The 21,411-nt window shown below is 73.9% G+C and carries 20 protein-coding genes and 1 pseudogene; 14 read left to right on the top strand and 7 right to left on the bottom strand.

The genetic code is table 11. The features are described 5' to 3' along the window. The first annotated feature begins 29 nt into the window (after positions 1-29). Both dapE and BM339_RS33725 read left to right on the top strand, forming a co-directional pair. A complete protein-coding gene (gene dapE, locus BM339_RS33720) occupies positions 30-1,106 on the top strand; it encodes a succinyl-diaminopimelate desuccinylase (protein ID WP_075023473.1) in 1,077 nt (358 codons plus the stop codon). Beyond that, complete coding sequence (locus BM339_RS33725) at positions 1,103-1,903, top strand: LOG family protein (RefSeq protein WP_075023474.1); 801 nt, start codon at positions 1,103-1,105, stop codon at positions 1,901-1,903. Before dapE ends, BM339_RS33725 begins: the two co-directional genes overlap by 4 nt. Positions 1,904-1,907: 4 nt before the next feature. On the opposite strand, the gene BM339_RS33730 is transcribed toward BM339_RS33725, so the two are convergent. Together BM339_RS33730 and BM339_RS33735 are read right to left on the bottom strand one after the other, a co-directional pair. After that, on the bottom strand, positions 1,908-3,089 hold the full coding sequence (locus tag BM339_RS33730; protein WP_021595176.1) for a family 2 encapsulin nanocompartment cargo protein terpene cyclase: 1,182 nt from the start codon (positions 3,087-3,089) through the stop codon (positions 1,908-1,910). Between the two features lie 35 nt (positions 3,090-3,124). Then, positions 3,125-3,961 carry a geranyl diphosphate 2-C-methyltransferase gene (locus tag BM339_RS33735; RefSeq protein WP_021595175.1) on the bottom strand — a complete coding sequence of 279 codons (837 nt, stop codon included), beginning with the start codon at positions 3,959-3,961 and terminating at the stop codon, positions 3,125-3,127. A 186-nt stretch (positions 3,962-4,147) separates the two neighbouring features. Here BM339_RS33735 and BM339_RS52730 point away from each other — a divergent pair. Next, positions 4,148-4,486, top strand: a pseudogene (locus BM339_RS52730) (substrate-binding domain-containing protein); the annotation flags it as partial. A 104-nt stretch (positions 4,487-4,590) separates the two neighbouring features. Here the strand turns inward: BM339_RS52730 and BM339_RS33745 are convergent. After that, positions 4,591-5,502, bottom strand: coding sequence for a LysR family transcriptional regulator (locus tag BM339_RS33745; RefSeq protein WP_075023476.1), 912 nt, complete (start codon positions 5,500-5,502; stop codon positions 4,591-4,593). Positions 5,503-5,575: 73 nt separating this feature from the next. On the opposite strand from BM339_RS33745, the gene BM339_RS48060 reads away from it, so the two are divergent. The 6 genes from BM339_RS48060 to BM339_RS33775 all read left to right on the top strand — a co-directional run bounded on the left by BM339_RS48060 (position 5,576) and on the right by BM339_RS33775 (position 11,515). Next, positions 5,576-6,592 carry an EamA family transporter gene (locus tag BM339_RS48060; protein WP_083598290.1) on the top strand — a complete coding sequence of 339 codons (1,017 nt, stop codon included), beginning with the start codon at positions 5,576-5,578 and terminating at the stop codon, positions 6,590-6,592. Then, the gene (locus BM339_RS33755) at positions 6,516-7,571 is read left to right on the top strand and encodes a S1C family serine protease (protein WP_024935361.1); all 1,056 of its coding nucleotides are present in this window, start codon (positions 6,516-6,518) and stop codon (positions 7,569-7,571) included. Before BM339_RS48060 ends, BM339_RS33755 begins: the two co-directional genes overlap by 77 nt. A gap of 92 nt (positions 7,572-7,663) precedes the next feature. Further along, the gene (locus tag BM339_RS33760) at positions 7,664-8,332 is read left to right on the top strand and encodes a TetR/AcrR family transcriptional regulator (protein WP_021595170.1); all 669 of its coding nucleotides are present in this window, start codon (positions 7,664-7,666) and stop codon (positions 8,330-8,332) included. Then, positions 8,329-9,240 carry an ABC transporter ATP-binding protein gene (locus BM339_RS33765; protein ID WP_075023477.1) on the top strand — a complete coding sequence of 304 codons (912 nt, stop codon included), beginning with the start codon at positions 8,329-8,331 and terminating at the stop codon, positions 9,238-9,240. The genes BM339_RS33760 and BM339_RS33765 overlap by 4 nt, the downstream gene beginning before the upstream one ends. After that, on the top strand, positions 9,237-10,886 hold the full coding sequence (locus tag BM339_RS33770; RefSeq protein ID WP_075023478.1) for an ABC transporter permease: 1,650 nt from the start codon (positions 9,237-9,239) through the stop codon (positions 10,884-10,886). The genes BM339_RS33765 and BM339_RS33770 overlap by 4 nt, the downstream gene beginning before the upstream one ends. Before the next feature lie 26 nt (positions 10,887-10,912). Then, positions 10,913-11,515, top strand: coding sequence for an LOG family protein (locus BM339_RS33775; protein ID WP_235206421.1), 603 nt, complete (start codon positions 10,913-10,915; stop codon positions 11,513-11,515). Here the strand turns inward: BM339_RS33775 and BM339_RS33780 are convergent. Both BM339_RS33780 and BM339_RS33785 read right to left on the bottom strand, forming a co-directional pair. Then, positions 11,512-13,314 carry a thiamine pyrophosphate-requiring protein gene (locus BM339_RS33780; RefSeq protein ID WP_075023479.1) on the bottom strand — a complete coding sequence of 601 codons (1,803 nt, stop codon included), beginning with the start codon at positions 13,312-13,314 and terminating at the stop codon, positions 11,512-11,514. The two genes, BM339_RS33775 and BM339_RS33780, sit on opposite strands and share 4 nt — an antisense overlap. 32 nt (positions 13,315-13,346) lie before the next feature. Next, positions 13,347-14,366: an SDR family oxidoreductase gene (locus tag BM339_RS33785; RefSeq protein ID WP_143118713.1), complete on the bottom strand. Its 1,020-nt coding sequence runs from the start codon at positions 14,364-14,366 to the stop codon at positions 13,347-13,349. Between the two features lie 160 nt (positions 14,367-14,526). Here BM339_RS33785 and BM339_RS33790 point away from each other — a divergent pair, with 160 nt between their 5' ends. Both BM339_RS33790 and BM339_RS33795 read left to right on the top strand, forming a co-directional pair. Further along, the gene (locus tag BM339_RS33790) at positions 14,527-15,360 is read left to right on the top strand and encodes an inositol monophosphatase family protein (RefSeq protein ID WP_021598559.1); all 834 of its coding nucleotides are present in this window, start codon (positions 14,527-14,529) and stop codon (positions 15,358-15,360) included. A gap of 127 nt (positions 15,361-15,487) precedes the next feature. After that, positions 15,488-16,804 carry an alkaline phosphatase PhoX gene (locus BM339_RS33795; RefSeq protein ID WP_083598273.1) on the top strand — a complete coding sequence of 439 codons (1,317 nt, stop codon included), beginning with the start codon at positions 15,488-15,490 and terminating at the stop codon, positions 16,802-16,804. 8 nt (positions 16,805-16,812) lie between these two features. Here BM339_RS33795 and BM339_RS33800 read toward each other — a convergent pair whose 3' ends face one another. Then, positions 16,813-17,130 (bottom strand): hypothetical protein, encoded by a 318-nt coding sequence (locus tag BM339_RS33800; protein ID WP_075023480.1) that lies wholly within the window; start codon positions 17,128-17,130, stop codon positions 16,813-16,815. Positions 17,131-17,197: 67 nt separating this feature from the next. Here BM339_RS33800 and BM339_RS33805 point away from each other — a divergent pair, with 67 nt between their 5' ends. From BM339_RS33805 to BM339_RS33815, 3 genes are read left to right on the top strand one after another with little or no spacing between them, the layout of a single operon-like run. After that, a complete protein-coding gene (locus tag BM339_RS33805; protein WP_075023481.1) occupies positions 17,198-17,623 on the top strand; it encodes a hypothetical protein in 426 nt (141 codons plus the stop codon). After that, positions 17,620-18,048: an SRPBCC family protein gene (locus BM339_RS33810; protein ID WP_075023482.1), complete on the top strand. Its 429-nt coding sequence runs from the start codon at positions 17,620-17,622 to the stop codon at positions 18,046-18,048. Before BM339_RS33805 ends, BM339_RS33810 begins: the two co-directional genes overlap by 4 nt. 37 nt (positions 18,049-18,085) lie before the next feature. Beyond that, complete coding sequence (locus tag BM339_RS33815; protein ID WP_075023483.1) at positions 18,086-18,661, top strand: DNA-3-methyladenine glycosylase I; 576 nt, start codon at positions 18,086-18,088, stop codon at positions 18,659-18,661. Here the strand turns inward: BM339_RS33815 and BM339_RS33820 are convergent, their stop codons facing one another. Then, on the bottom strand, positions 18,662-21,247 hold the full coding sequence (locus BM339_RS33820; protein ID WP_075023484.1) for an ABC transporter permease: 2,586 nt from the start codon (positions 21,245-21,247) through the stop codon (positions 18,662-18,664). Positions 21,248-21,411 lie beyond the last annotated feature (164 nt).

Consider the following 21,411-nt stretch of genomic DNA (forward strand, 5'->3'; position numbering starts at 1 on the left):
ATCCACGATCGTGATGATAGGACTTGGGCATGGGGCTCGATCTCTTCGCGGACGTGGCGGACCTGACGGCGGCGATCGTCGACATCGAATCGGTGAGCGGCGCCGAGGGGCCCCTCGCCGACGCGGTCGAGGAGGCGCTGCGGGCGCTTCCGCACCTCAGCGTGGAGCGTGACCGCAACAACGTCGTCGCGCGGACCGATCTCGGACGCGCCGAGCGGGTCGTGCTGGCCGGGCACCTCGACACCGTCCCGCTGAACGGCAACCTCCCGTCCCGGGTGGAGGGCGACCGGCTCTACGGGTGCGGCACCACGGACATGAAGAGCGGCGTCGCGGTCGCGCTGCGGCTCGCGGCCACGGTCACCGACCCGACGCGGGACGTCACGTTCGTGTTCTACGAGTGCGAGGAGGTCGGGGCCGAGCTGAACGGGCTCCGCACGCTCGCGGCGGAGCGTCCCGAGCTGCTCGCGGGCGACTTCGCCGTGCTGATGGAGCCGACGGGCGCGCTGATCGAGGGCGGCTGCCAGGGCACGATGCGGGTCGAGGTGACCGCGAGGGGGGAGCGGGCGCACAGCGCGCGGGCCTGGATGGGCTCGAACGCCATCCACACCGCCGGGCGCGTCCTGGACGTGCTGCGCGCCTACGAGCCGACCCGCCCGGTCGTGGACGGCCTCGAATACCGCGAGGGCTTGAACGCCGTGCGCATCTCGGGCGGCGTCGCCGGGAACGTCATCCCGGACGAGTGCGTCGTCGAGGTGAACTACCGGTTCGCGCCCGACAAGTCGCCGGCCGACGCGGAGGCGTACCTCCGGGAGATCTTCGCCGGCTTCGAGGTGACCGTCACCGACAGCTCGCCCGGGGCCAGGCCGGGGCTGACGCACCCGGCCGCGGCGGCGTTCGTCTCCGCCAGCGGAGCCGAGGTCCGCGCGAAGCTCGGCTGGACGGACGTGGCCCGCTTCTCCGAGCTCGGCGTCCCGGCCGTCAACTACGGCCCCGGCGAACCCACCCTCGCCCACACCAGGGACGAGTTCGTCGAGATCCCCCTCATCGCCGAGTGCGAGCAACGTATGCGCACGTGGCTGGAGGGTCCCACTACCGTGGGCCCATGACTCTGAATCCTGATTCTCCCTCGCGCCGGCAGGGCCCGGCCATGCTGCGGGGGCGGGCGGTTCCGGCGACGACGACCGACCAGCGGCTCCTCGACAGCCGCGGCCCGGCCGACTGGGTGCACGCCGACCCGTGGCGGGTGCTGCGGATCCAGGCGGAGTTCGTCGAGGGCTTCGGGCTCCTCGCCGAGCTGCCGAAGGCCGTCAGCGTCTTCGGCAGTGCCCGCACCAAGCCCGACTCGCCGGAGTACGGGCTCGCCGTCGACATCGGCGCCCGCCTGCACGACGCCGGCTACGCCGTGATCACCGGCGGCGGTCCGGGGATCATGGAGGCGGCGAACAGGGGCTGCGACGAGCGCGGCGGGCTGTCGGTCGGCCTCGGCATCGAGCTGCCGTTCGAGCAGAAGCTCAACGACCACCTCGACATCGGGCTGGAGTTCCGCTACTTCTTCGTCCGCAAGACGATGTTCGTGAAGTACTCGCAGGCGTTCGTGGTGCTGCCGGGCGGCTTCGGGACGCTGGACGAGCTGTTCGAGGCGATCACCCTCGTCCAGACCGGGAAGATCACCCGCTTCCCGATCGTGCTGGTCGGCACCGAGTTCTGGGGCGGGCTGCTCGACTGGGTGAAGAAGTCCATGCTGACCAGCGGCAAGATCTCGCCGCGGGACATCGACCTGATCCACCTCACCGACGACCCGGACGAGGTCGTCCAGATCATCCGCGAGGGCCACACCCGGGCCGAGCAGGAGATCATCGAGGCCCGCGCCCAGGCGGAGGCCGCGGAGAGCGCCGGCGAGTGAGGGGTCACGGGGGCCCGGCGTAGCGGGGGTTGGTGGCGTGCCACTCGAAGCCGCCGCCCATCCACGCCCGCAGCCCCCGCAGGAAGCGCTGGAGTTCGGGGGAGGCCACCGGCGCGAGGTCGCGGTGGCCCGCCTCGAAGTCGCGCACGAGGTCGTTGTGGAGGGCCACGGTGATCTCGGTCGCCTCCTCGACGGTGCAGTCCCGGTCGGCGGCGATCAGCAGGACGACGTTGCAGACCGGGTTCGCGTCGGCGGCGTCCTTGGCGACCGAGTGCAGGTCGTTGACGATGACGCTCGCGGTCCCCGCCTGGAAGGCGGCGCGGCGGACGCGCGGGTCGTAGTACAGGTGGGCGGGGACCTCGTAGCCGCCGACGACGTCGATGAGCGTCATCGAGGTGTAGAAGCTGTCGTGCTGGCGTGCCGCCAGGTACTCCCAGGCGTGCGGGTGCTCACCGGTCTCGCGCCAGGCCGCGTAGGCCGTCCAGCTCACGAACATCGCGAAGGTCGAGTAGCAGATCCGCTGGACCTGCACCGGCGTGGCGTGGCGCGCGAGATGGTCGACGGCCGACTCGAACATGCGCAGGACGAGGTCGTCCTGGAGCGCCTCGCGCAGCGGCGGGGTGAACTCGCCCAGGGGCGGGACGGGGTCCATGGCCGACATCACCAGAGTCAGGCGCTCCGGTAGCCGGGCGGGCACGGCGCCGAGGGCGGTGTCGTCGGCGTAGTAGTCGTCGGCCGCCCACCACGAGGCGTTGAGCTGCGCGGCGACGAGGAGCGCGTCGGGATCGTCGGTGCCCGGGTGGGCGAGCGTCACCAGCCGTCCGAACGCCGCCTTCGCCAGCGCGTCGAGTTCGTGGTCCTCGAATCCGCGGTCGCGCGCCCAGGAGACCAGGCGGGAGTCGACCTCGCCGGCGAGGGCGTCGTCGGTGCGCTCGGGGACGGGGCAGTAGAGCGGCGAGTGCGTCCCGTCCCCCCACGAGCGTGCGACGTAGCCGGGACCGGGCGCGGGGGCCGCCCCCGAGAGGAGGTCGCCGTAGGGCACCTCGCGGCTGGGACGCGCCGCGGCGATCAGCGACGGCAAGACCGCCGCGACGGTCCCGAGGCCGGCGGGCCCCGCGGGCAGGACGCCCGCGGGCGGTGCGGACGGCCGCTGCGGGCCGCCGCAGCCGTGGTGTGTCGCTTCCATGCCTTGCTCCTGCCTGGACGGGGCCCGGGACGGGGTCAGATGCGGTCGGCGGCGATGAGCAGGTACTGGAAGCTGCCGTCGCGGTAGGCGTCCAGGAAGGCGTCCTCGATGCCGGTGGCGACCGACGACTGCCGGCGCAGCTCCCAGTACGGGATCGTGTCGGCGGTCAGGTCGACGACGGCGGCGGGCACGAGCCGGTTGGCGGCCATGGCGCGGAAGTAGGCGCTGCGCGGATGGATGTCGCAGACGTAGTGGGCGTTGATCGTGGAGACCGCCTTGGACGGCAGCCCGTACACGTCGTTGTAGCAGCCGGTGATGGTGACGTACCGGCCGCCGCGGGCGAGGAGCCGGGAGTGCGCCGCGAAGAGGTCGTCCAGGACGGTGTACATCGTCGACTCGTTGTTCCAGATCGCCTGGAACGCGCCCGCCTCGAAACCGGTGTCGAGCATGTTCTTGAAGTGGAACCGGACCTTGCCGGCGACGCCGTGCCGCTCGGCCTCGGCGTTGGCGAAGTCCACCTGGGTCCGGGAGATGGAGACGCCGTCGACCCGGCAGCCGAAGGCGGCGTTGGCCATGATGCTGGTGCCGCCGCGGCCCGACCCGGCGTCCAGCAGGCGGTGCCCGGGCGCGATGTCGCCGAGGTGGGACAGCAGCAGCCGCGCCTGGGCGTTCTCCAGCCGGTGCATCTCGGCGATGATCGCCTTCTCGCGGCCGGCCTCCGCCGTCTCCAGCACGGACCAGTCGACCTCGCCGACCCCGTAGTGGTGGTGGTAGATCCCGGACACGTCGCCCAGCCGGAGGTTGACCGGGTTGCGTTCGGAGTTCCAGTAGTCGGCGACGTCGCTCTGGTAGACGCTGGCGATGGCCGTCATATGTGATCTCCTTCGTCCGCGGTTCCTGCGCTGAGTTACGGCACGAAAGCTAACGGTGACGTTCCGTGCGCGGAAGTGGACCTGTCAGCACAGAAACCAGTCACGGCGTCCCGTGAATGTGCCGTCCCGGATAGTCGGCCGTCCCGCCCCGGGTCGGCGGGACGGCCCATGGGGTTCAATGCGGCCATGGGGAGCGAGCGCGCGGGGAGCCGGCCGGCCCGGGCGACGATCAACGACGTGGCGCGGGAGGCCGCCGTGTCGCCGGCGACCGTGTCCCGGGTGCTGCCGGGCGCCAAGGCGGTCTCCGCCGACCTGGAGCGGCGGGTCCGCGCGGCCGTCGAGCGGCTCGCCGTCGTTGCCTTCAGCGACCACGTGGCGCTGGGGGTGCTGGCCCGGCTGGACGAGCTGGGCGTCGGCGTGCCCGCCGAGGTCTCCCTGACCGGGTTCGACGACACCTCGCTCAGCCGGCTGGTCACCCCGCGGCTGACGACCGTCCGCGTCCGCAAGCAGGACCTCGGCCGGCGGGCCTGGGAGCTAAGCTGCTCACCGGGCCGGGCCGCGACGTCGTCACGGTCGTCCCGGACCTCGTCGTCCGGGCCTCCACCGCGCCGCCCGCGCGCTGATCCGGCTCAGCCGGCGCGGTGCCGCTCCGCCGCCTCGTGCAGCGCCTCCAGGGCCCGCGCGATCGGCGGCTGGCGGTCGCTGCCGCGCCGGACGATCGCGATGACGCGCCGCGACGGGACCACCTCGCCCCGCAGCGGCACCCGCACGACCGCGTCCGCCGGCGGCAGCGGGGCGAGCCGGGGCACCAGGCCGACGCCGAAGCCGGCGGCGACCAGCGCCGAGACGGCGAACCACTCGTTGGCCTCGTGGGCGATGCCGGGCGTGTAGCCGGCGGCGCCGCAGGCGGCGAGCATGAGCCGGTGCTGGTCGATCCGGGCCGGCGAGCCGATCCAGGGCTCGGCGGCGGCGTCGGCGAGCCGGGCCGTCCCGCCGGCGGCGAGCGGGTGCCCCCGCGCGACGAGGAGGTCCTGCGGCTCGTCGAGCACCGGCCACTGCGCGAACCGGGCGTCGTCCGGCGCGGGGGTGTGCCCGCCGGGGATGACCACGGCGACGTCGAAGTGCCGGGCGAGGAGCAGGTGGGCGGCGTCCTCGCTCTCCCGCTCGCTCATGTGGACGGCGACGCCTGGGTGTCGCTCGCGGAGCCGGGCGGCGGCCGGGGCCACGAGCGCGGCGAGGGCGCTGGAGACGCTGCAGAACCGCACCTGGCCGGACGTCCCGGCGCGGTGCCCGGCGAGGTCGGCGCGGGCGCGCTCCCACTGCGCGGACAGGACGTCGGCGTGCCGCAGCACCGTGTGCGCCGCGGCGGTGAGCCGCACCCTCCGCCCCTGCGCCTCCAGCAGCTCGACGCCGAGGTCGCGGGCGAGCTGGCGGAGCTGCTGCGACACCGTGGAGGGCGTCAGGTGCAGCGCCTCCGCGGTCGCGGTCACCGTGCCGCGCTCCCGCAGGACCCGAAGCGTCTGCAGGCGGTGGTCGATCATGCGGCCATTCAACACGATGGTGTGCGGATTCTTTCGATGGACGCGAACGGTCGACGCCTCGCAGGGTGGTCGTATGGCCATCGGAAAGGACGCGAGCCGGCGCGTTCCCGCTCCACTGCTGATCCTTGGCAGCGTGGTCTCGATCCAGGCGGGCCAGGCCTGCGGCAAGGCGATGTTCGGGCTCGCGGGCGCGCCGGGGGTGGTGGTGCTGCGGCTGGTGTTCGCGGCGCTCGTCTTGCTCGCCCGCCGTCCCCCGCTGCCGCGCCGGGGCTCGCTCGGCCTGATCGCCGCCCTGGGGACGGCCATCGCCGGGATGCAGCTGATCTATCCGGCGATCGAGCGGCTCCCGGTCGGGGTGGCCTCCACGCTGCAGTTCCTCGGCCCGCTGACGCTCGCGCTGGTGAGGGCGCGGCGCCCGGCCGACCTGGTGTGGGCCGCGCTCGCGGGGACCGGGGTGTTCCTGCTCTACGGGCCGTCGGGCTCGCCGGTCCCGCTCGCGGGGGCCGCGTTCGCGCTGGCCTCCGGCGCCTGCATGGCCGCCTACCTCGTCCTGAACAAGCGCGCCGGCGTGCTGGACGGGGCCCCGCTCACGTGGGCCGTGGCGTTCGCGGCGGTCCTCGTCCTGCCCCTCGCGCCGTCGGCCCCTGACGCGCTGCTGCGGCCGGAGGTATTGCTCGCGGGGCTCGGCGTCGCGCTGCTCTCGGCCGTCGTCCCGTGGTCTCTGGACATGGCGGCGCTGCGCCGGCTGCCCGACCACGTGGTCGCCGTGATGGTCAGCCTGGAGCCCGCCGCCGGGGCCCTGGCCGGTCTCGTCCTGCTGGGCGAGCACCTGTCCTGGGCGTCCTGGCTCGCCGTCGGGTGCGTGTCCGCGGCCTCGGCGGGCACCGTCCTGTCGAACCGGCCCTGTCCCGACCGGCGGGCCGGCGCAGAAGTCTTGCGACAAGGCGGCGAAAACGTGACCTCACCCGCGCCTGTTCCCCGGAGCGGGGGAAGTGTTCACCCAGGAGGTGGACATGGACGCGAAAGTGAGGGCGTGCGCGCTGGCGGCGGCGGGGACGCTGGCACTCGCCGGATGCAGCGGGAACGGTGAGGAGGCCGGCTCGGCGAGCGCGCGGACGACGGCGCCCGTCTCGGGGGCGGCGGCGGACCTGCAGCAGCAGTACGAGAAGGTCGTGGACGCCGTCCTGCCGTCGGTGGTGAAGATCCAGACCGACCAGGGGCAGGGCTCCGGCGTCGTCTTCGACGACCAGGGGAACATCGTCACGAACGCGCACGTGGTCGCCGGAGCGAAGAAGATCGAGGTCACCTCGTCCGGCGGCGGCTCCCCGCTGGCGGCCTCGCCGGTGGGCGCGTTCGCCGCCGACGACCTGGCCGTCGTCAAGGTGGACGGCGGCTCGCTGAGGCCGGCGTCGTGGGGCGAGTCGGGCAAGGCCAAGGTCGGCCAGATCGTCCTCGCGATGGGCAACCCGCTCGGGCTGGCCGGGAGCGTGACCAACGGGATCGTCTCCGCGCTGCACCGGACGGTGTCCACGAAGGGGGAGGGCGCCTTCCAGGGGTCGACGATCGCCGACGCCATCCAGACGAGCGCGGCGATCAACCCGGGCAACAGCGGCGGCGCGCTGGTGACGCTGGAGGGGCAGGTCATCGGCATCCCGACGGCGGCGGCGTCCGACCCGCAGATCGGCGCCGCGGCGGCGGGCATCGGCTTCGCGACGCCGAGCGACACGGTGAAGCGGATCGTCCCGCAGCTCGTCCGGACGGGGAAGGTGTCCAACTCCGGCCGGGCCGCGCTCGGCGTGGTGGTGCGCACGATCGTCGACCCGCAGAGCGGGCAGCGGACCGCGGTCGCCGTGGCCGAGGTCCAGCAGGGCGGCGGCGCCGCGGCGGCGGGCATCCAGGCCGGGGACCTGATCCTGTCGGTGAACGGCACGCCGACGCCCGACCAGACCGCGCTGTCGTCCGTCCTCGCGACCCTCAAGCCCGGTGGCACGGCGCAGGTCGAGGTCCAGAAGGCGGACGGTTCGAGGAAGCAGGTCCAGGTGAAGCTCGGCGAGCTGCCCGGCGGCTGACCCCGCGGCCCTCCCGCCCCGTTGACAGGGGCCTGTACCGATGTACAGTGTACAAGCGTACAGGTTACTGAACGTCGGTACAGGGGTGGAGCATGGCGCCGAGCGAGCGGGCCGAGGATCTGACCGGGCGCGCCCGCATCCGGGACGCGGCCCTGGCGGAGTTCGCCGAGCACGGGGTGAAGGGCGCGACGATCCGCGGCATCGCGAAGGCCGCCGGGGTGTCGCCCGCCCTCGTCCAGCACCACTACGGGACCAAGGAGGCGCTCCGCGAAGCCTGCGACGCCCACGTGATCGAGGTCATCCGCGAGACCAAGAGCGAGGCGCTCCGCGGCGGCATGGCCAGCCCGAACTTCCTGTCGATCGCGATGCGGACGGCCCTGCCCATCCAGCGCTACGTGGCCCGCGCCCTGACCGACGGTTCGGCGGCCGCGGCGGCGCTGTTCGACGACGCGGTGGAGTACAGCGAGGAGGTCCTCGAACGCGGGGCCCCCGGGATCGACAAGCCGCGGACCGACGACGTGCACGGCTACGCGACCGTCATGACCGGCATGAACTTCGGCCTGATCGTCCTGCACGAGCACATGTCCAGGGCGCTCGGCGCCGACATCCTCACGGGCGACGGCTACCCCCGGATGGCGCTCGCGATGCTGGACGTCCTCACGGACAGCCTCATATCGCCCGAGCTGGCGGCGCAGACGCGCGCCGCCCTGAAAGCCCTGCCCGCGGCCGGCGGGCAGTCCCCCCGCGAGGAGGACCGGTGACCACCGACACGCCCCCCGTCTCCGTCTCCGGCCTGGTCAAGAGCTTCGGCCGGACGCGCGCGCTCGACGGCCTCGACCTGACCGTCCGGTCCGGCGAGGTGCACGGCTTCCTCGGCCCGAACGGCGCGGGGAAGTCGACCACCATCCGCGTCCTGCTCGGCCTGCTGCGCGGCGACGCCGGCACCGTCCGGCTGCTCGGCGGCGACCCGTGGCGGGACGCGACCGAGCTGCACCGCCGCCTCGCCTACGTCCCCGGCGACGTGACGCTGTGGCCGAACCTGTCCGGCGGCGAGGTGATCGACCTGCTCGGCCGGATGCGCGGCGGCGTGAACCCGCGCCGCAAGGCCGAGTTGCTCGACCGGTTCGAGCTCGACCCGCGCAAGAAGGGCCGCGCCTACTCCAAGGGCAACCGGCAGAAGGTCGGGCTGGTGGCCGCGCTGGCGTCCGAGGCTGAGCTGCTGCTCCTGGACGAGCCCACCTCCGGCCTGGACCCCCTCATGGAGGAGGTGTTCCAGGAGTGCGTCAGGGAGGAGCGGCGCGACGGCCGGACGATCCTGCTGTCCAGCCACATCCTGTCCGAGGTCGAGGCGCTCTGCGACCGGGTGACGATCATCCGCAAGGGCGTCGCGGTGGAGAGCGGGACGCTCGCCGAGCTGCGGCACCTGACCCGCACGTCCATCGACGCCGAGCTGGCGTCCCCGCCGGACGGGCTCCCGCTGCCGGGCGCGCACGACGTCCGCATCGACGGCAACAAGATCCGGTTCGAGGTGGAGACCACCGCGCTGGACGCCGCCCTGCGGCAGCTCACCGAGGCGGGCGTGCGGAGCCTGGTCAGCCGGCCGCCGACGCTGGAGGAGCTGTTCCTGCGCCACTACAAGGACGAGCTCCCCGCGGAGGCCGTGCGATGACCGCGCTCACCGGGACCGGCGGCCTCGTCCGGCTGATCCTGCGGCGCGACCGGTTCGTCCTCCCGGCCTGGATCGTGGTGCTGACCCTCATCCCCGTCAACTTCGTCGAGGCCACCGAGAGCCTCTACCCGACCGCCGCGGACCGCCTCCAGTACGCGCACACCTCCGGGACGAACCCGACGTTCCTCGCGCTGTACGGGCCGTTGTACAGCCCCGACCTCGGCGGGATCATCGCCCAGCGGTGCGGGTTCATCCCCGTGATCATCGGGCTGATCAGCGCGCTCACGGTCGTCCGGCACACCCGGGCCGAGGAGGAGGCGGGCCGCCGCGAGCTGCTCGGCGCCACCGTCACCGGCCGCGGCGCCGGCCTGGCCGCCGCGCTTCTGGTGACCATGGCGGCGAACCTCGTGCTCGCCGCGCTGCTCACCGCGGGCATGGCCGCGCAGGGCCTGCCCCTCGCGGGCTCGCTGGCGTTCGGACTGCAACTGGCCGCGGCCGGATGCGTGTTCGCCGCCGTCGCGGGCGTCACCGCCCAGCTCAGCGAGGGGGCCGGCGCCGCCCGCGGGACGGCCGTCGCCGCGCTCGGCGCCGCGTTCACGGTCCGGATGGCCGCCGACGTCGGCGGCGTCGGCAACGGCCTGTCGTGGCTGGGCTGGCTCTCCCCGCTCGGCTGGGGCACCCGCGTCCGCGCCTACGGCGGGGAGCGCTGGTGGACGCTCGCGCTCGTCGCAACCCTCGTCGCCGTCCTGGTCGCCGCGGCCGGTGTGCTGTCGGCCCGGCGGGACGTGGGCGCGGGCGTGCTGCCGCCGAAGCTCGGCCCCGCCGACGGGCCCCGCCGGCTGTCGGGGCCGTTCGGCCTCGGGTGGCGGTTGCAGAGCCGTCCCCTGTACGGATGGCTCGCGGGGTTCGCCGTGCTCGGCGTCGTGTACGGCGCGGTGGCGGGCGGCGTCGGGGACATGATGAAGGACAACCCCGACCTGGAGGAGATCTTCACTCGCATCGGTGGTGAGAGGGGGTCTTCTTCCATTGAAGGCGGTGGGTGGGGGCTGGAGGACGGTGGGATCATCGACGCCTACTTCGCCTCGGTGATGAGCACGCTCGGCCTGATCGCCGCCGCCTACGCGGTCTCGGCCACGCTGCGGCTGCGCGCGGAGGAGGCCGCGCAGCGCGCCGAGCCGCTGCTCGCCACCCCGGCGGGACGGCTGCGGTGGGCGTCGAGCCACCTGGCGTTCGCCCTGCTCGGGCCGGTCGCGGCGCTCGGCGTCGCCGGCCTGGCCGCGGGGCTGGCGCACGGCCTGGACACCGGCGACCCCGGCCGCGAGGTGCCGCGCGTCCTCGGCGCCGCGCTCGCGCAACTGCCCGCCGTCTGGCTGGTCGGGGCGATCGGGCTCGCGCTGTTCGGCCTCGCGCCCCGGTTCACCGGCGGGGCCTGGGCCGCGGTCGCGGTGTTCGCGGTCGTCACCCTCTTCGGCGCCGGGCTGAACCTGGACCGGTGGGCGCTCGACGTCTCGCCGTTCACCCACATTCCGAAGCTGCCGGGCCGGTCGTTCACGGCCGCGCCGATGATCTGGCTGGTCGCGCTCGCGGCCGCGCTCTCGGCGGTCGGCCTGGCGGCCTTCCGCCGCCGCGATATCGCGTCGAGCTGACCGCCCCGAGCCGTTAGATTGGCCGGGTGACCTCTCGGAAATCCCTCGCCATCTGCGTGTTCTGCTCCTCCAGCGGCAAGATCGACCGCCGCTACGTCGATCTCGCCGCGGAGGCCGGCGCCGAGCTGGCCCGGCGCGGCCACAGCCTCGTCAGCGGCGGCGCCCAGGTCTCGTGCATGGGCGCCGTCGCGCGCGCCGCGCGGGCCGGCGGCGCCCGGACGGTCGGCGTGATCCCCGAGGGGCTCGTCAGCGTCGAGATCTCCGACGAGGACAACGACGAGCTGATCGTCACCGGTGACATGCGCTCCCGCAAGGGCGAGATGGACCGGCGCAGCGACGCCTTCCTCATCCTCCCCGGCGGCATCGGGACGCTGGAGGAGCTGTTCGAGGTGTGGACCGCCCGCGTCCTCGCCATGCACACCAAGCCCGTCGTCATCCTCGACCCGACCGGCGTCTACGAGCCGCTCCGCGAGCTGATGAGCGGCCTCACCGACCAGGGCTTCGCCCGCCCCAAGATCTGGGACGCCGTCGGCTGGACGGACTCCGTCCCCGAGGCCTTCGACCTGCTGGAGCGGTCGCAGCCCCGCATCGACTTCTCCCCGGAGGACTACGCGGAGGCCGAGCTCTAGTGCCCGCGCCCCGGCATGTTCTCGTACATGTCGGTGAGCTTCTGGCGGAAGCCGCGGGCCGCGATGCCGATCTTCTGCGGGTCCTTCATCCCGGCCTTGATCGCCTTCTTGGCCTGGTCCTTCATGATGTGCGGCGGGATCGGGGCGATCTCGCTGTCGACCACGAACTCCAGCACGACCGGACGGTCACTGGCGAGGGCCTCCCGCCACGCCTCGGTGACCTTCCCGGGCTCGTCGCAGTAGATGCCCTTCAGCCCCGCCAGCTCGGCGTACTCGGCGTACGGGAAGTCGGGGATCGACTGCGAGCCCTCGAACTTGGGGTCGCCTCCCATCGCCCGCTGCTCCCAGGTCACCTGGTTGAGGTCCTGGTTGTTGAACACCGCGAAGACCAGCGGCGCTGAACCGGCCATCCGCTCGGCGTACCGCTTCACGGTGATCATCTCGTTCATGCCGTTCATCTGGAACGCGCCGTCGCCGACGAAGCAGATCACCGGCCGGTCCGGGAAGGCGAACCGGGCCGCGATCGCGTAGGGGACGCCCGGGCCCATCGTGGCGAGCGTCCCCGACAGCGACGCGCGCATCCCGTCGCGGAGCTTGAGGTGCCGGGCCCACCAGTTGGTGGCCGACCCGGAGTCCGCGGTGAGGATCGCGCCGTCGGGCAGCAGCGGCGACAACTCGTGCGCGACCGCCTGCGGATTGATCTTGCCCTCGAAGGTCTGGCCCGCCCGCTTGTCCATCACCGCGTCCCAGGCGCGGACGTTCTCCTCGATCTCCTCCCGCCAGGACCGGTCCTCCTTGCGCCGCAGCAGCGGGATCAGCTCGCGCAGGGTCTCCTTCGCGTCCCCGACGACGTGCGCGTCCATCGGGTAGCGGATGCCGATCATGCGGCCGTCGATGTCGATCTCCACGCCCCGGCAGCTTCCCTCGTCCGGCAGCCACTCGGCGTACGGGAAGCTCGTGCCGATCATGAACAGCGTGTCGCAGTTCATCATCATCTCGTCGCTGGCCTTGGAGCCGAGCAGGCCGATCGGGCCGGTGACGAACGGCAGGTCGTCGGGCAGGACCGCGCGGCCGAGCAGCGCCTTGGCCACCCCGGCGCCGAGCAGCTCGGCGGTCTCGATCACCTCGGCCTCGGCGTCCGCGGCGCCCTGGCCGACCAGCATGGCGACCCTGCCGCCCTCGTTGAGGATGTCCGCGGCCTTCCGCAGTTCCTCCCTGTCCGGCAGCACCCGGGGCCGGCTCCACCCCACGCTGGAGTAGACCGAACCGTGCTCCTTCGGCGGCGAGGGCACCGCGTCCGCCTCCTGGACGTCCTCCGGGACGACGATCGTCGCGACGCCGCGGGTGGTCAGCGCCGTCTTGAACGCCCGGTCGATGACGTGCCGCATCTGGCCGGGATGCATCACGATCTGGCAGTACTCCGAGACGTCCGAGAACAGGTTCTCCAGGTTGACCTCCTGCTGGTAGTGCGTGCCCTGGGCGAGGCGCTTCTGCTGCCCGACGATCGCGACCACGGGCTGGTGGTCCAGCTTCGCGTCGTAGAGGCCGTTCAGCAGGTGGATCGCGCCGGGCCCGGACGTGGCGACGCAGACGCCCGCCTCGCCGGTGAACTTGGCGTGCCCGCAGGCCATGAAAGCGGCCATCTCCTCGTGCCGCGCCTGGATGAACTCGGGCCTGCCGTCGGCCCGGTCGAACGCGCCGAGCAGCCCGTTGATGCCGTCGCCGGGGTAGCCGTAGACCCGGTCCACACCCCACTCGGTCAGCCGCCCGAGCACGTAGTCGGCCACTTGCTGAGCCATCGCTCTCTCCTCTTCGTCAGGGCATCGAGCCGTCAGCGCCGCAGCAGCCTGGCCGCGCCCACCGCGGCGCCCGCGGCGGCGCCGGCGGTCGCCGCGCCGACCAGGTACTTGTGCCGCCCCGCCCACATCTGCGGGCTCCGGGCGTGAGCCTGCGCGTCGAACCGGCCGTGTCCGCCGTGATCGGTGTTCTCGTCGGCCGGCTCCCAGAGGTTCTCCGGCCGGTCGTCGCGGGCGCGCTTCTCCGTCTGCTGGGACGAGAACCCCGTCCGGGCCAGGTAGCGGTCCAGCAGCCCGGCCGCGACCCGGTCGGCGAGGATCGTCGCGACCGTGCTTGCGCCGATCCAGTACTCCCGCCGCCCCGGGTGCTCGGCGGCGTGGACGAGCGCGTCCGCCGCGATCTCCGGCTGGAAGATGGGCGGGACGGGCTGAGGGCGGCGCGGCAGCCGGTTCAGCACCCAGTCGAACTGGGGCGTGTTGACCGCCGGCATCTGCACCATCGTCACCTTCACGCCGCTGCCCTCGTGCATCAGCTCGGCCCGCAGCGAGTCGTGCAGCCCTTGGACGGCGTGCTTGGCGCCGCAGTAGGCGCTCTGCAAGGGGATCCCCCGGTAGGCCAGCGCCGACCCGCACTGGACGATCACGCCGCGGTCGCGCGGCATCATCCGCTTCAGCGCGGCCCGGGTGCCGTTGGCGTAGCCGAGGTAGGTGACCTCGGTGGTGCGCTCGAACTCGTCCGGTCCGATCTCCCAGAACGGCGCGAACACCGAGGAGAACGCCACGTTGACCCACACGTCGATGGGGCCGAGCTCGTCCTCGGTCCGCCGCGCGGCCTCGTCCACGCGGGCGGCGTCCGCCATGTCCACGCCGATCGAGAGGGCGCGCCCACCGGCGGCCTCGACGTCGGCGGCGGCGCCGTCCAGTCCCTCCGCACCGCGGGCGAGCAGGGCGACGCCGGCGCCGCGCTCCGCGAACGCCCGCGCGGCGGCGCGGCCGATTCCGCCCGTGGCGCCCGTCACCACGACGACGGTGTCCTGGCCGATCTTGTGCTTCATCTCATCCCCACGGCGGCGACGCTGCATCCGGCACTAGGACCCCACTGCCCGTGGTGAAGTCCCTGTAACGCGGGCCACGCCCGGCCCTCGACTACCGTCGACGGTGTGCGCGCCCGTGGCCTGCGGGTGCCCCGCCGTACGCACCGACAGAAGGAGCCGAATGAACGCCGACGTCCCCGCCTCGCGGGAACTGGCCGGAATCGCCGAGCTCGCCGCCCGCGCCACCGGCGACCGGCTGCGGACGGCGTTCCGCTCGCGTCCGCAGGTCGACCACAAGAGGGACTTCCACGACCCGGTCACCGAGCACGACCGCGCGGCGGAGGAGACCATCCGGGCCGTCCTCGACGAGCACACGCCCGGCAGCGTCGTCGTGGGGGAGGAGGGCGGCGTGCAGGGTGACGGGTCCGGCGGCGTCCGCTGGTACGTGGACCCCATCGACGGCACCGCCAACTTCGCCGTCGGCCTGCCGTTCTTCTGTGTGTCCATCGGCGCGGTCAGCGGCGGCGAGCTGGTGGCGGGCGTGGTGTACGACCCGGTGCGGGACGACATGTTCACCGCGTCCCTCGGCGGCGCCACCTGCAACGGCGAGCCGATCGAGAGCCGCGGGGCCTCCCGTGACCGGGGCGCCGTCGTCGCGACGTCCTACCCGAGCCCGCACGACCTGCGCGGCGGGCGCGAGGAGGTGCTTCGGCGCTACGGCCGGATCGTGGACGCCTTCGCCACCGTGCGCCGCCCCGGCAGCGCCGCGCTGACCCTCGCGCACGTCGCCGCGGGCTGGGCGGACGTCGCCTACGACTCCTCCATCAACGCCTACGACATCGCCGCGGGCCTGCTGCTGGTCAGGCAGGCCGGCGGGACGTACGTGCCGATCGGCGGCGAGCCCGGCGGCGACGACTGGGACGCCCCCGGATACCTGGCGTGCGTGGGCGGGTTCGATCTCGGTGGCTCCGTCCTCGCCGAGATCGCGGACCTGAAGGGCGCGGGCACCCGCTGACCGGAGCCGCCGCGCCCGGAAAGGCAAGATTGTCCTGGGGGTTTGCCCTCCGGACGATGATCGTTCACCGCCGGTTCAGGGGCGGCGACCAGGCTCCCGCGTGATCCCCTCACGTGAAGGAGTGCCCATGTCCGTGACCCGTCGCGGAGTCGTCAAGGGCGGCGCGGCCGGCGCCCTGTCCATCGCCCTCGCCGGAAGCCTGGACGGAATCTTCCAGACCTCCGCGGGCGCGGAGACCGGGGAGGCCTACGGCTACGGTCCGCTGATCCCCGACCCCAAGGGCGTCCTCGACCTGCCCAAAGGCTTCTCCTACAAGACGCTGTCGGTCGAAGGCGACCCCATCTCCGACGGCGTCGTCGTCCCCGGGCACCACGACGGGATGGCCACGTTCCCCGGAAGCAGGCACGGCCGGACCCGCCTGGTGCGCAACCACGAGCAGAGCGACAACGGCACCCGCGCCGTGGCGCCCCCCGAGCTGACCTACGACCCGGCGGCCAACGGCGGCACCACCACCCTGGAGGTCGACAGCCGCGGCAACCTGCTGTCGCAGTACGTCAGCCTCGCCGGGACCGCGGTGAACTGCGCGGGCGGCCGCACACCGTGGGGCGCCTGGCTGACCTGCGAGGAGACCGAGGGCTTCGGCGGCGAGACCAAGAGCCACGGCTGGGTCTTCGAGGTCGACCCGCGCGGCCGGCGCACCGAGCCCGTCCCGCTGAAGGGGCTCGGCCGGTTCGCCCACGAGGCCGTCGCCGTCGACCCGCACACGCTCACCGCCTACCTGACCGAGGACGCCTCCAAGCCGTTCGGGCTGCTCTACCGGTTCCGGCCGCGCGCCCACCGCGGCGGCTACCACGCCTACCGGTCGGGCGGGAGGCTGGAGGCGCTGTACGTGCGCGGCGTGCCGGACCTGTCGGCCGTCCAGGAGCCGGGGACGCGGCTGCGCGCCCAGTGGGTGGACGTCCCGGACCCGGCGGCGAAGCGGACGTCCGTCCGCGAGCAGTTCGACAAGATCACGCGGAGCCAGAAGCTCGAAGGCGCCTGGTGGGGGCACGGCAAGGCGTACTTCGTCTGCAGCTTCTCCAAGACCGCCGACGGCGGCGCCGCCGACCACGCCGGGCAGGTCTGGACCTACGACCCGCACCGGAACGAGATCGAGCTGCAACTGATCTTCGCGGCGGGCGGGCGCTTCGACGGCCCCGACAACATCACCGTGTCCCCGTTCGGCGGCGGCGTGATCCTGGCCGAGGACGGCGACGGCGAGCAGTACCTCGTCGGCACCACCCGCAAGGACCGGCCGTTCGCGATGGCCCGCAACGCCCTCAACGGCAGCGAGTTCACCGGCGTGACGTTCTCCCCGGACGGGCGGATCCTGTTCGCCAACCGCCAGTCGGACCCGGGCGCGACGTTCGCGATCACCGGGCCCTGGCACCGCCTGCGCGGCTGACCCGGCCGCTAGGCGAGGCCGCGGCGGGCGACCGCGGGAGGGCGGGTGCCCTGGATGGACGCGACCATGTCGAGCACCTGGCGCGTCCCGTCCGCCTGCGACTCCGGCACCCGGAACAGCGTCGCCCCGAGCCACGCGTAGACGGACGCCGCGGCGAGCAGCCCGGGATCGGGCTCCCGCGCGTCCGTCTCCAGGGTGACGAGCACGGCGCCCCCCGACGCGGCGAGCCGTTCGACGCGGTCCGCCGGGGGCGCCGTGCCGGCGTCCGCGGCGCCGGCGGGAACCGGCGCGTCCGGTGCGAGGACCTTCCGCTCTTGCAACCCCATGCCTCCAAGCGTGGCACGATCGGGGGCGGGGATTCGTCCTCCAGATGGGGTGCCGTCAGATCGGAGCGTGATCGTGGTCGTGGTTCTCGTCCTGGCCGGCGTGGCCGTGCTGGGCGCCGTCGTCGCCCTCGCCATGGGCAGGGGCGGCGAGCTGGCCGAGACCCATCCCGACTACCCGCCGCTCCGGGTGGACGCCGAGGGCCGGCCCGTCGTCGGGCCGAGGTCCTCGCCGCTGCGGTTCCCCGCGACCTTCTGGGGCTACCAGATGCAGGTGACCGACGAGGCCGTCGGGCGCCTTACCGAGGCCCTGCACGAGCGCGACGCCCGCGTCGCCGAACTGGAGCGGCAGCTCCGCGACCTCCGGCGCCGCCTGGGCGAGGCGGAGCCGTCCACTCCCATCGGGGCCCTGCACGGCATCGAGGACACCGGCAACGGGGTGCCGCTCCGCAAGGAGTCCGTGGAACCGGACGGCGCCAAGGAAGAGCACGCGTGAGCGAGGTCGCCGTCCACGCGGAGGCCGTCTCGGCGGCCCCGCCCGACCGGGTCTTCGAGGTCCTCACCGACTGGCCGAGGCACGCCGACTGGATGCCGTTCACCCGCGCCGAGGGCGGCGACCGGGTGGGCGACGAGCTGAGGGCGTGGACGGGCGTCGGCCCGGTCGGCTTCCTCGACACCATGGTCATCACCGACTGGCGGCCGGGCCGGCGCGTCGCCGTCCGGCACACCGGCCGGGTGGTGCGCGGCGAGGCCTTCTTCAAGGTCGTCCCCGAGGGGGCGGGCAGCCGGGTCATCTGGGCGGAGCGCGTCGACCTGCCCCTCGGCCCCCTCGGCCGGGCGGGCTGGCTGGTCGCCGGCCCGGTCGTGAAGGCGTTCATGGGCCTCGGGCTGCGGCGCCTCGCCGCCTTGGCGCAGGCGTAGGGCCGCACTGTCGCAGGCATGAGGTAGAAACGGCGGGGTGAGCACCGCGATTCTCGGCGAGGACGGGCTGGCCCGCTGCCCGTGGGGGCTGTCGGCGCCCGACTACGTCGCCTACCACGACGACGAGTGGGGCCGTCCCGTCCGCGACGACCAGGGCCTGTACGAGCGGCTGTGCCTGGAGGCGTTCCAGTCCGGCCTGTCGTGGCTGACGATCCTGCGCAAGCGCGCGGGGTTCCGGGCCGCCTTCCGCGGCTTCGACCTGGAGAAGGTCGCCGCGTTCGGCCCGGACGACGTCGCCCGGCTGATGGCCGACGCGTCGATCGTCCGGAACCGCGCCAAGATCGACGCCGCGATCGCCAACGCCCGCGCGGCCCTCGACCTGCCCGGCGGCCTGGCCGCGACGGCGTGGCGGTACGCCGACCCCGATTCCCCGGTCTACACCGACACGGCCGACGTCCCCGCCTACACCGACGCCTCCAAGGCCCTCGCCAAGGAGCTGAAGAAGAACGGCTTCCGCTTCGTCGGACCCACCACCGCCTACGCCCTCATGCAGGCCTGCGGCCTCGTCGACGACCACCTCAAGGACTGCCACCGCCATCGCGCCTACCGGTGACTACTCGGCCCGGGTGGCTTCGAGAACAGGGACGGCGGCGGCCCGGCGGGACGGGAGGGCCGACGTCGCCAGGGTGACGGCGGCGGCACCGCCGACGACCGCGATGAACAGCCACCACGGCGGGTGCGGCGCGAGGAACGAGCTGCCCGTGGCCAGGTGCATCAGCAGGACGGTACCGAGGGCCGTGCCGATGCCGAGGAGGCTGCCGAGCAGGACCACCGTCGCCGCCTCCCAGCGGACGATCGAGCGGATCTGCGTCACCGTCGCGCCGACCGCGCCGAGCAGCCCGAACTCCCGGGTCCGCTCGGCGACGCTCATCGAGACCGTGGTCGCCATGCCGAACAGCGCGAGGACGAGCGACATGCCGATGAAGCCGTAGATGACGCGCATCCCCGTCCGCATCGCGTCGGCCGCCGACTTCACGTAGGCGGCCTTGCCGAGCACCCTCACGCCGGGCACGTCCGCGAACGCCCGGGAGAGGGCCTGCTCGGAGCCGCCGCGGACCAGGACGACCCGCGTGGACGCGTCCGGGTCGAGGCGGTCCATCGTCGCCGCGGAGACGACGGCCTGGTCGGCGAACAGGTGGGACGGGTCGTGGTAGGCGGCGGCCACCCTCAGCGCGACCCTGCCCCGGGCCCCGCGGACGACGATCCGCCGCCCCTTCTTGATCTTCTGTGCCTTCATGACGGCGGACGTGAGGGCGATCTCGCCGTCGCCGAGGCGGGGGAGCCGCCCGCCGAGTTTGAGGACGGACGGCAGCGCGTCCTGGTCGGCGCCCGTCACGGTGAGATAGAGCGGCACGGGGTCCTCCTCGGGCGACGGCCGCTCGGGTGCGGGGGAGACGAGCTTGATGTCCGACGCCGTGAGGGCCGCCGCCGCGGACACCCCGGGAACGGCCGCCGCCCTGCCCGCCGTGTCGCGCGGGAGGGGGACCGGGCCGTTCGAGGTCACGCCGGTCGCGGCGACCGCGTGCTCGGCCCGCATCACCTCCGGCCCGACGGCGGCGAACCGCGCGTCCACCGACAGGACGATCAGGGCGGTCGCGCCGACCAGCGCGACGCCCAGCATGAGCGAGGACGCGGCCGACGACACCCGGTGCGGGCTGCGGGTGATCGTGGCGCGGGCGAGCCGGCCGGCCTCGCCGCTGACGGCCGTCCCGACGCGCCCGACCAGGCCGCCGAGGGGGCCGACGAAGAACGGGGCGAGGACGGCGAGCGCGGCCACCGTCGTCATGCAGCCCATCAGGATCAGCACGCACGTCCCGATGGTGCGGTCGGGGCCGGGCGGCTCCTCGGCGCGGATCGCGAACACCGAGCCGAAGAACACCCAGGCGAGGGCGAACACCGCGAACGCGCCGAGGAGGCGGGGCCAGCGGCGGCCGGCCGAGTCGGTGCCGGCGGCGCGCAGCGCCTGCATAGGGGAGATCCGGGCGGCGCGGCGGGCGGCCCGCCGCGCGGCGAGCTGGGTGACGAGGATGCCCGCCGCGGCGGGCACGGCGAGCGCGATCCAGCCGTACTGCGCGTCGGCGGCGGAGATGTCGAAGCCGTCCTCGGCGAACAGGCGGGTGAGCAGGGCCGACACCGGGTAGCCGGCCAGCACGCCGCCGGCCGACGCGACGGCGCCGAGCGCGAGGGCCTCCAGCCGGATCAGCCGCCTGATCTGGCGGGGCGTCGCCCCGATCGCGCTGAGCAGCGCGAGCCGCCGGGTCCGCTGCCGGACGAGCGTGCCGAACGTGTTGGCGACGACGAACAGCCCGACGAACACCGCGACGGACGACAGCATGCCGATGGCGCCGCCGATCGAGGCGCCGGAGTCCCGCAGGCCGGCCGACTGGGCGTCGCGGACGCTCGCCGCCGTCCGGACGGTGACGTCCGCGCCGAGGTCGCGGGCCAGGGCGCCGCGCAGCTTCGCGGGAGGCACGCCGCCCGCCGCCTTCACCCAGACGGCCTGCCAGGTGCCCGCGGGGAGCCCGGCCGCCCGCTGGACGGTCGCGGGCGGCGCCAGCAGCAGGTCGCCGCTCGCCACGGCGCTGCGCCCCTGCACGGTGACGATCCCGACGACCCTCATGTCCCGCGTCCGCTGCGGGAGCATCACCTTCACCGGGTCGCCGACGTCCAGCCCGCCCGCGCGGGCGACGTGCCGGGTGACGGCGACCTCGCCGTCGGCGGCGGGCGCGCGGCCCGACTCCAGGCGGTAGGGGTTGAGGCGGCCGTCGGACGTCCACGGCCGCAGCGCCGTCCCGGCCCCCGCGGGCGGCACGATCGGCGTGCGGTCCGAGCCGTACGCGGTGGCGGGGACCATCGCGTCGCCCGCCGCCGCGGCCACTCCCGGACGTCCCGCGACCTCGCCCAGCGCGACCCGGCCGTCCGGCGTCGCGTACGGGTCGTCGGGGTCGGCCTGGCCGCCCTGGACGAGCACGTCCGCACGGGAGTACTCGCTGGCGTCGCTGCCCGACACCGCCTCCTGCGCCCGCAGCCCGAACTGCAGCGAGCCCGAGATCAGCCCGATCGAGAACAGGGCCGCCAGCATCGTGGCGGCCAGCCGCATCCAGCCCTCGGCGAAGGAACGGCGCGCGATCAGCCACATGGCGCTCAGCCCTCCATCCGGCGCATCACGGCGTGGACCTGGTCGCTCGTCGGGGAGAGCAGTTCGTGCACGATCGTCCCGTCGGCGAGGAACAGCACCCGGTCGGCGTGCGCGGCGGCGCCGGGGTCGTGCGTCACCATGATCACGGTCTGCCGGTAGGCGTC

The organism is Actinomadura madurae (assembly GCF_900115095.1).
GTDB classification, from domain to species: domain Bacteria; phylum Actinomycetota; class Actinomycetes; order Streptosporangiales; family Streptosporangiaceae; genus Spirillospora; species Spirillospora madurae.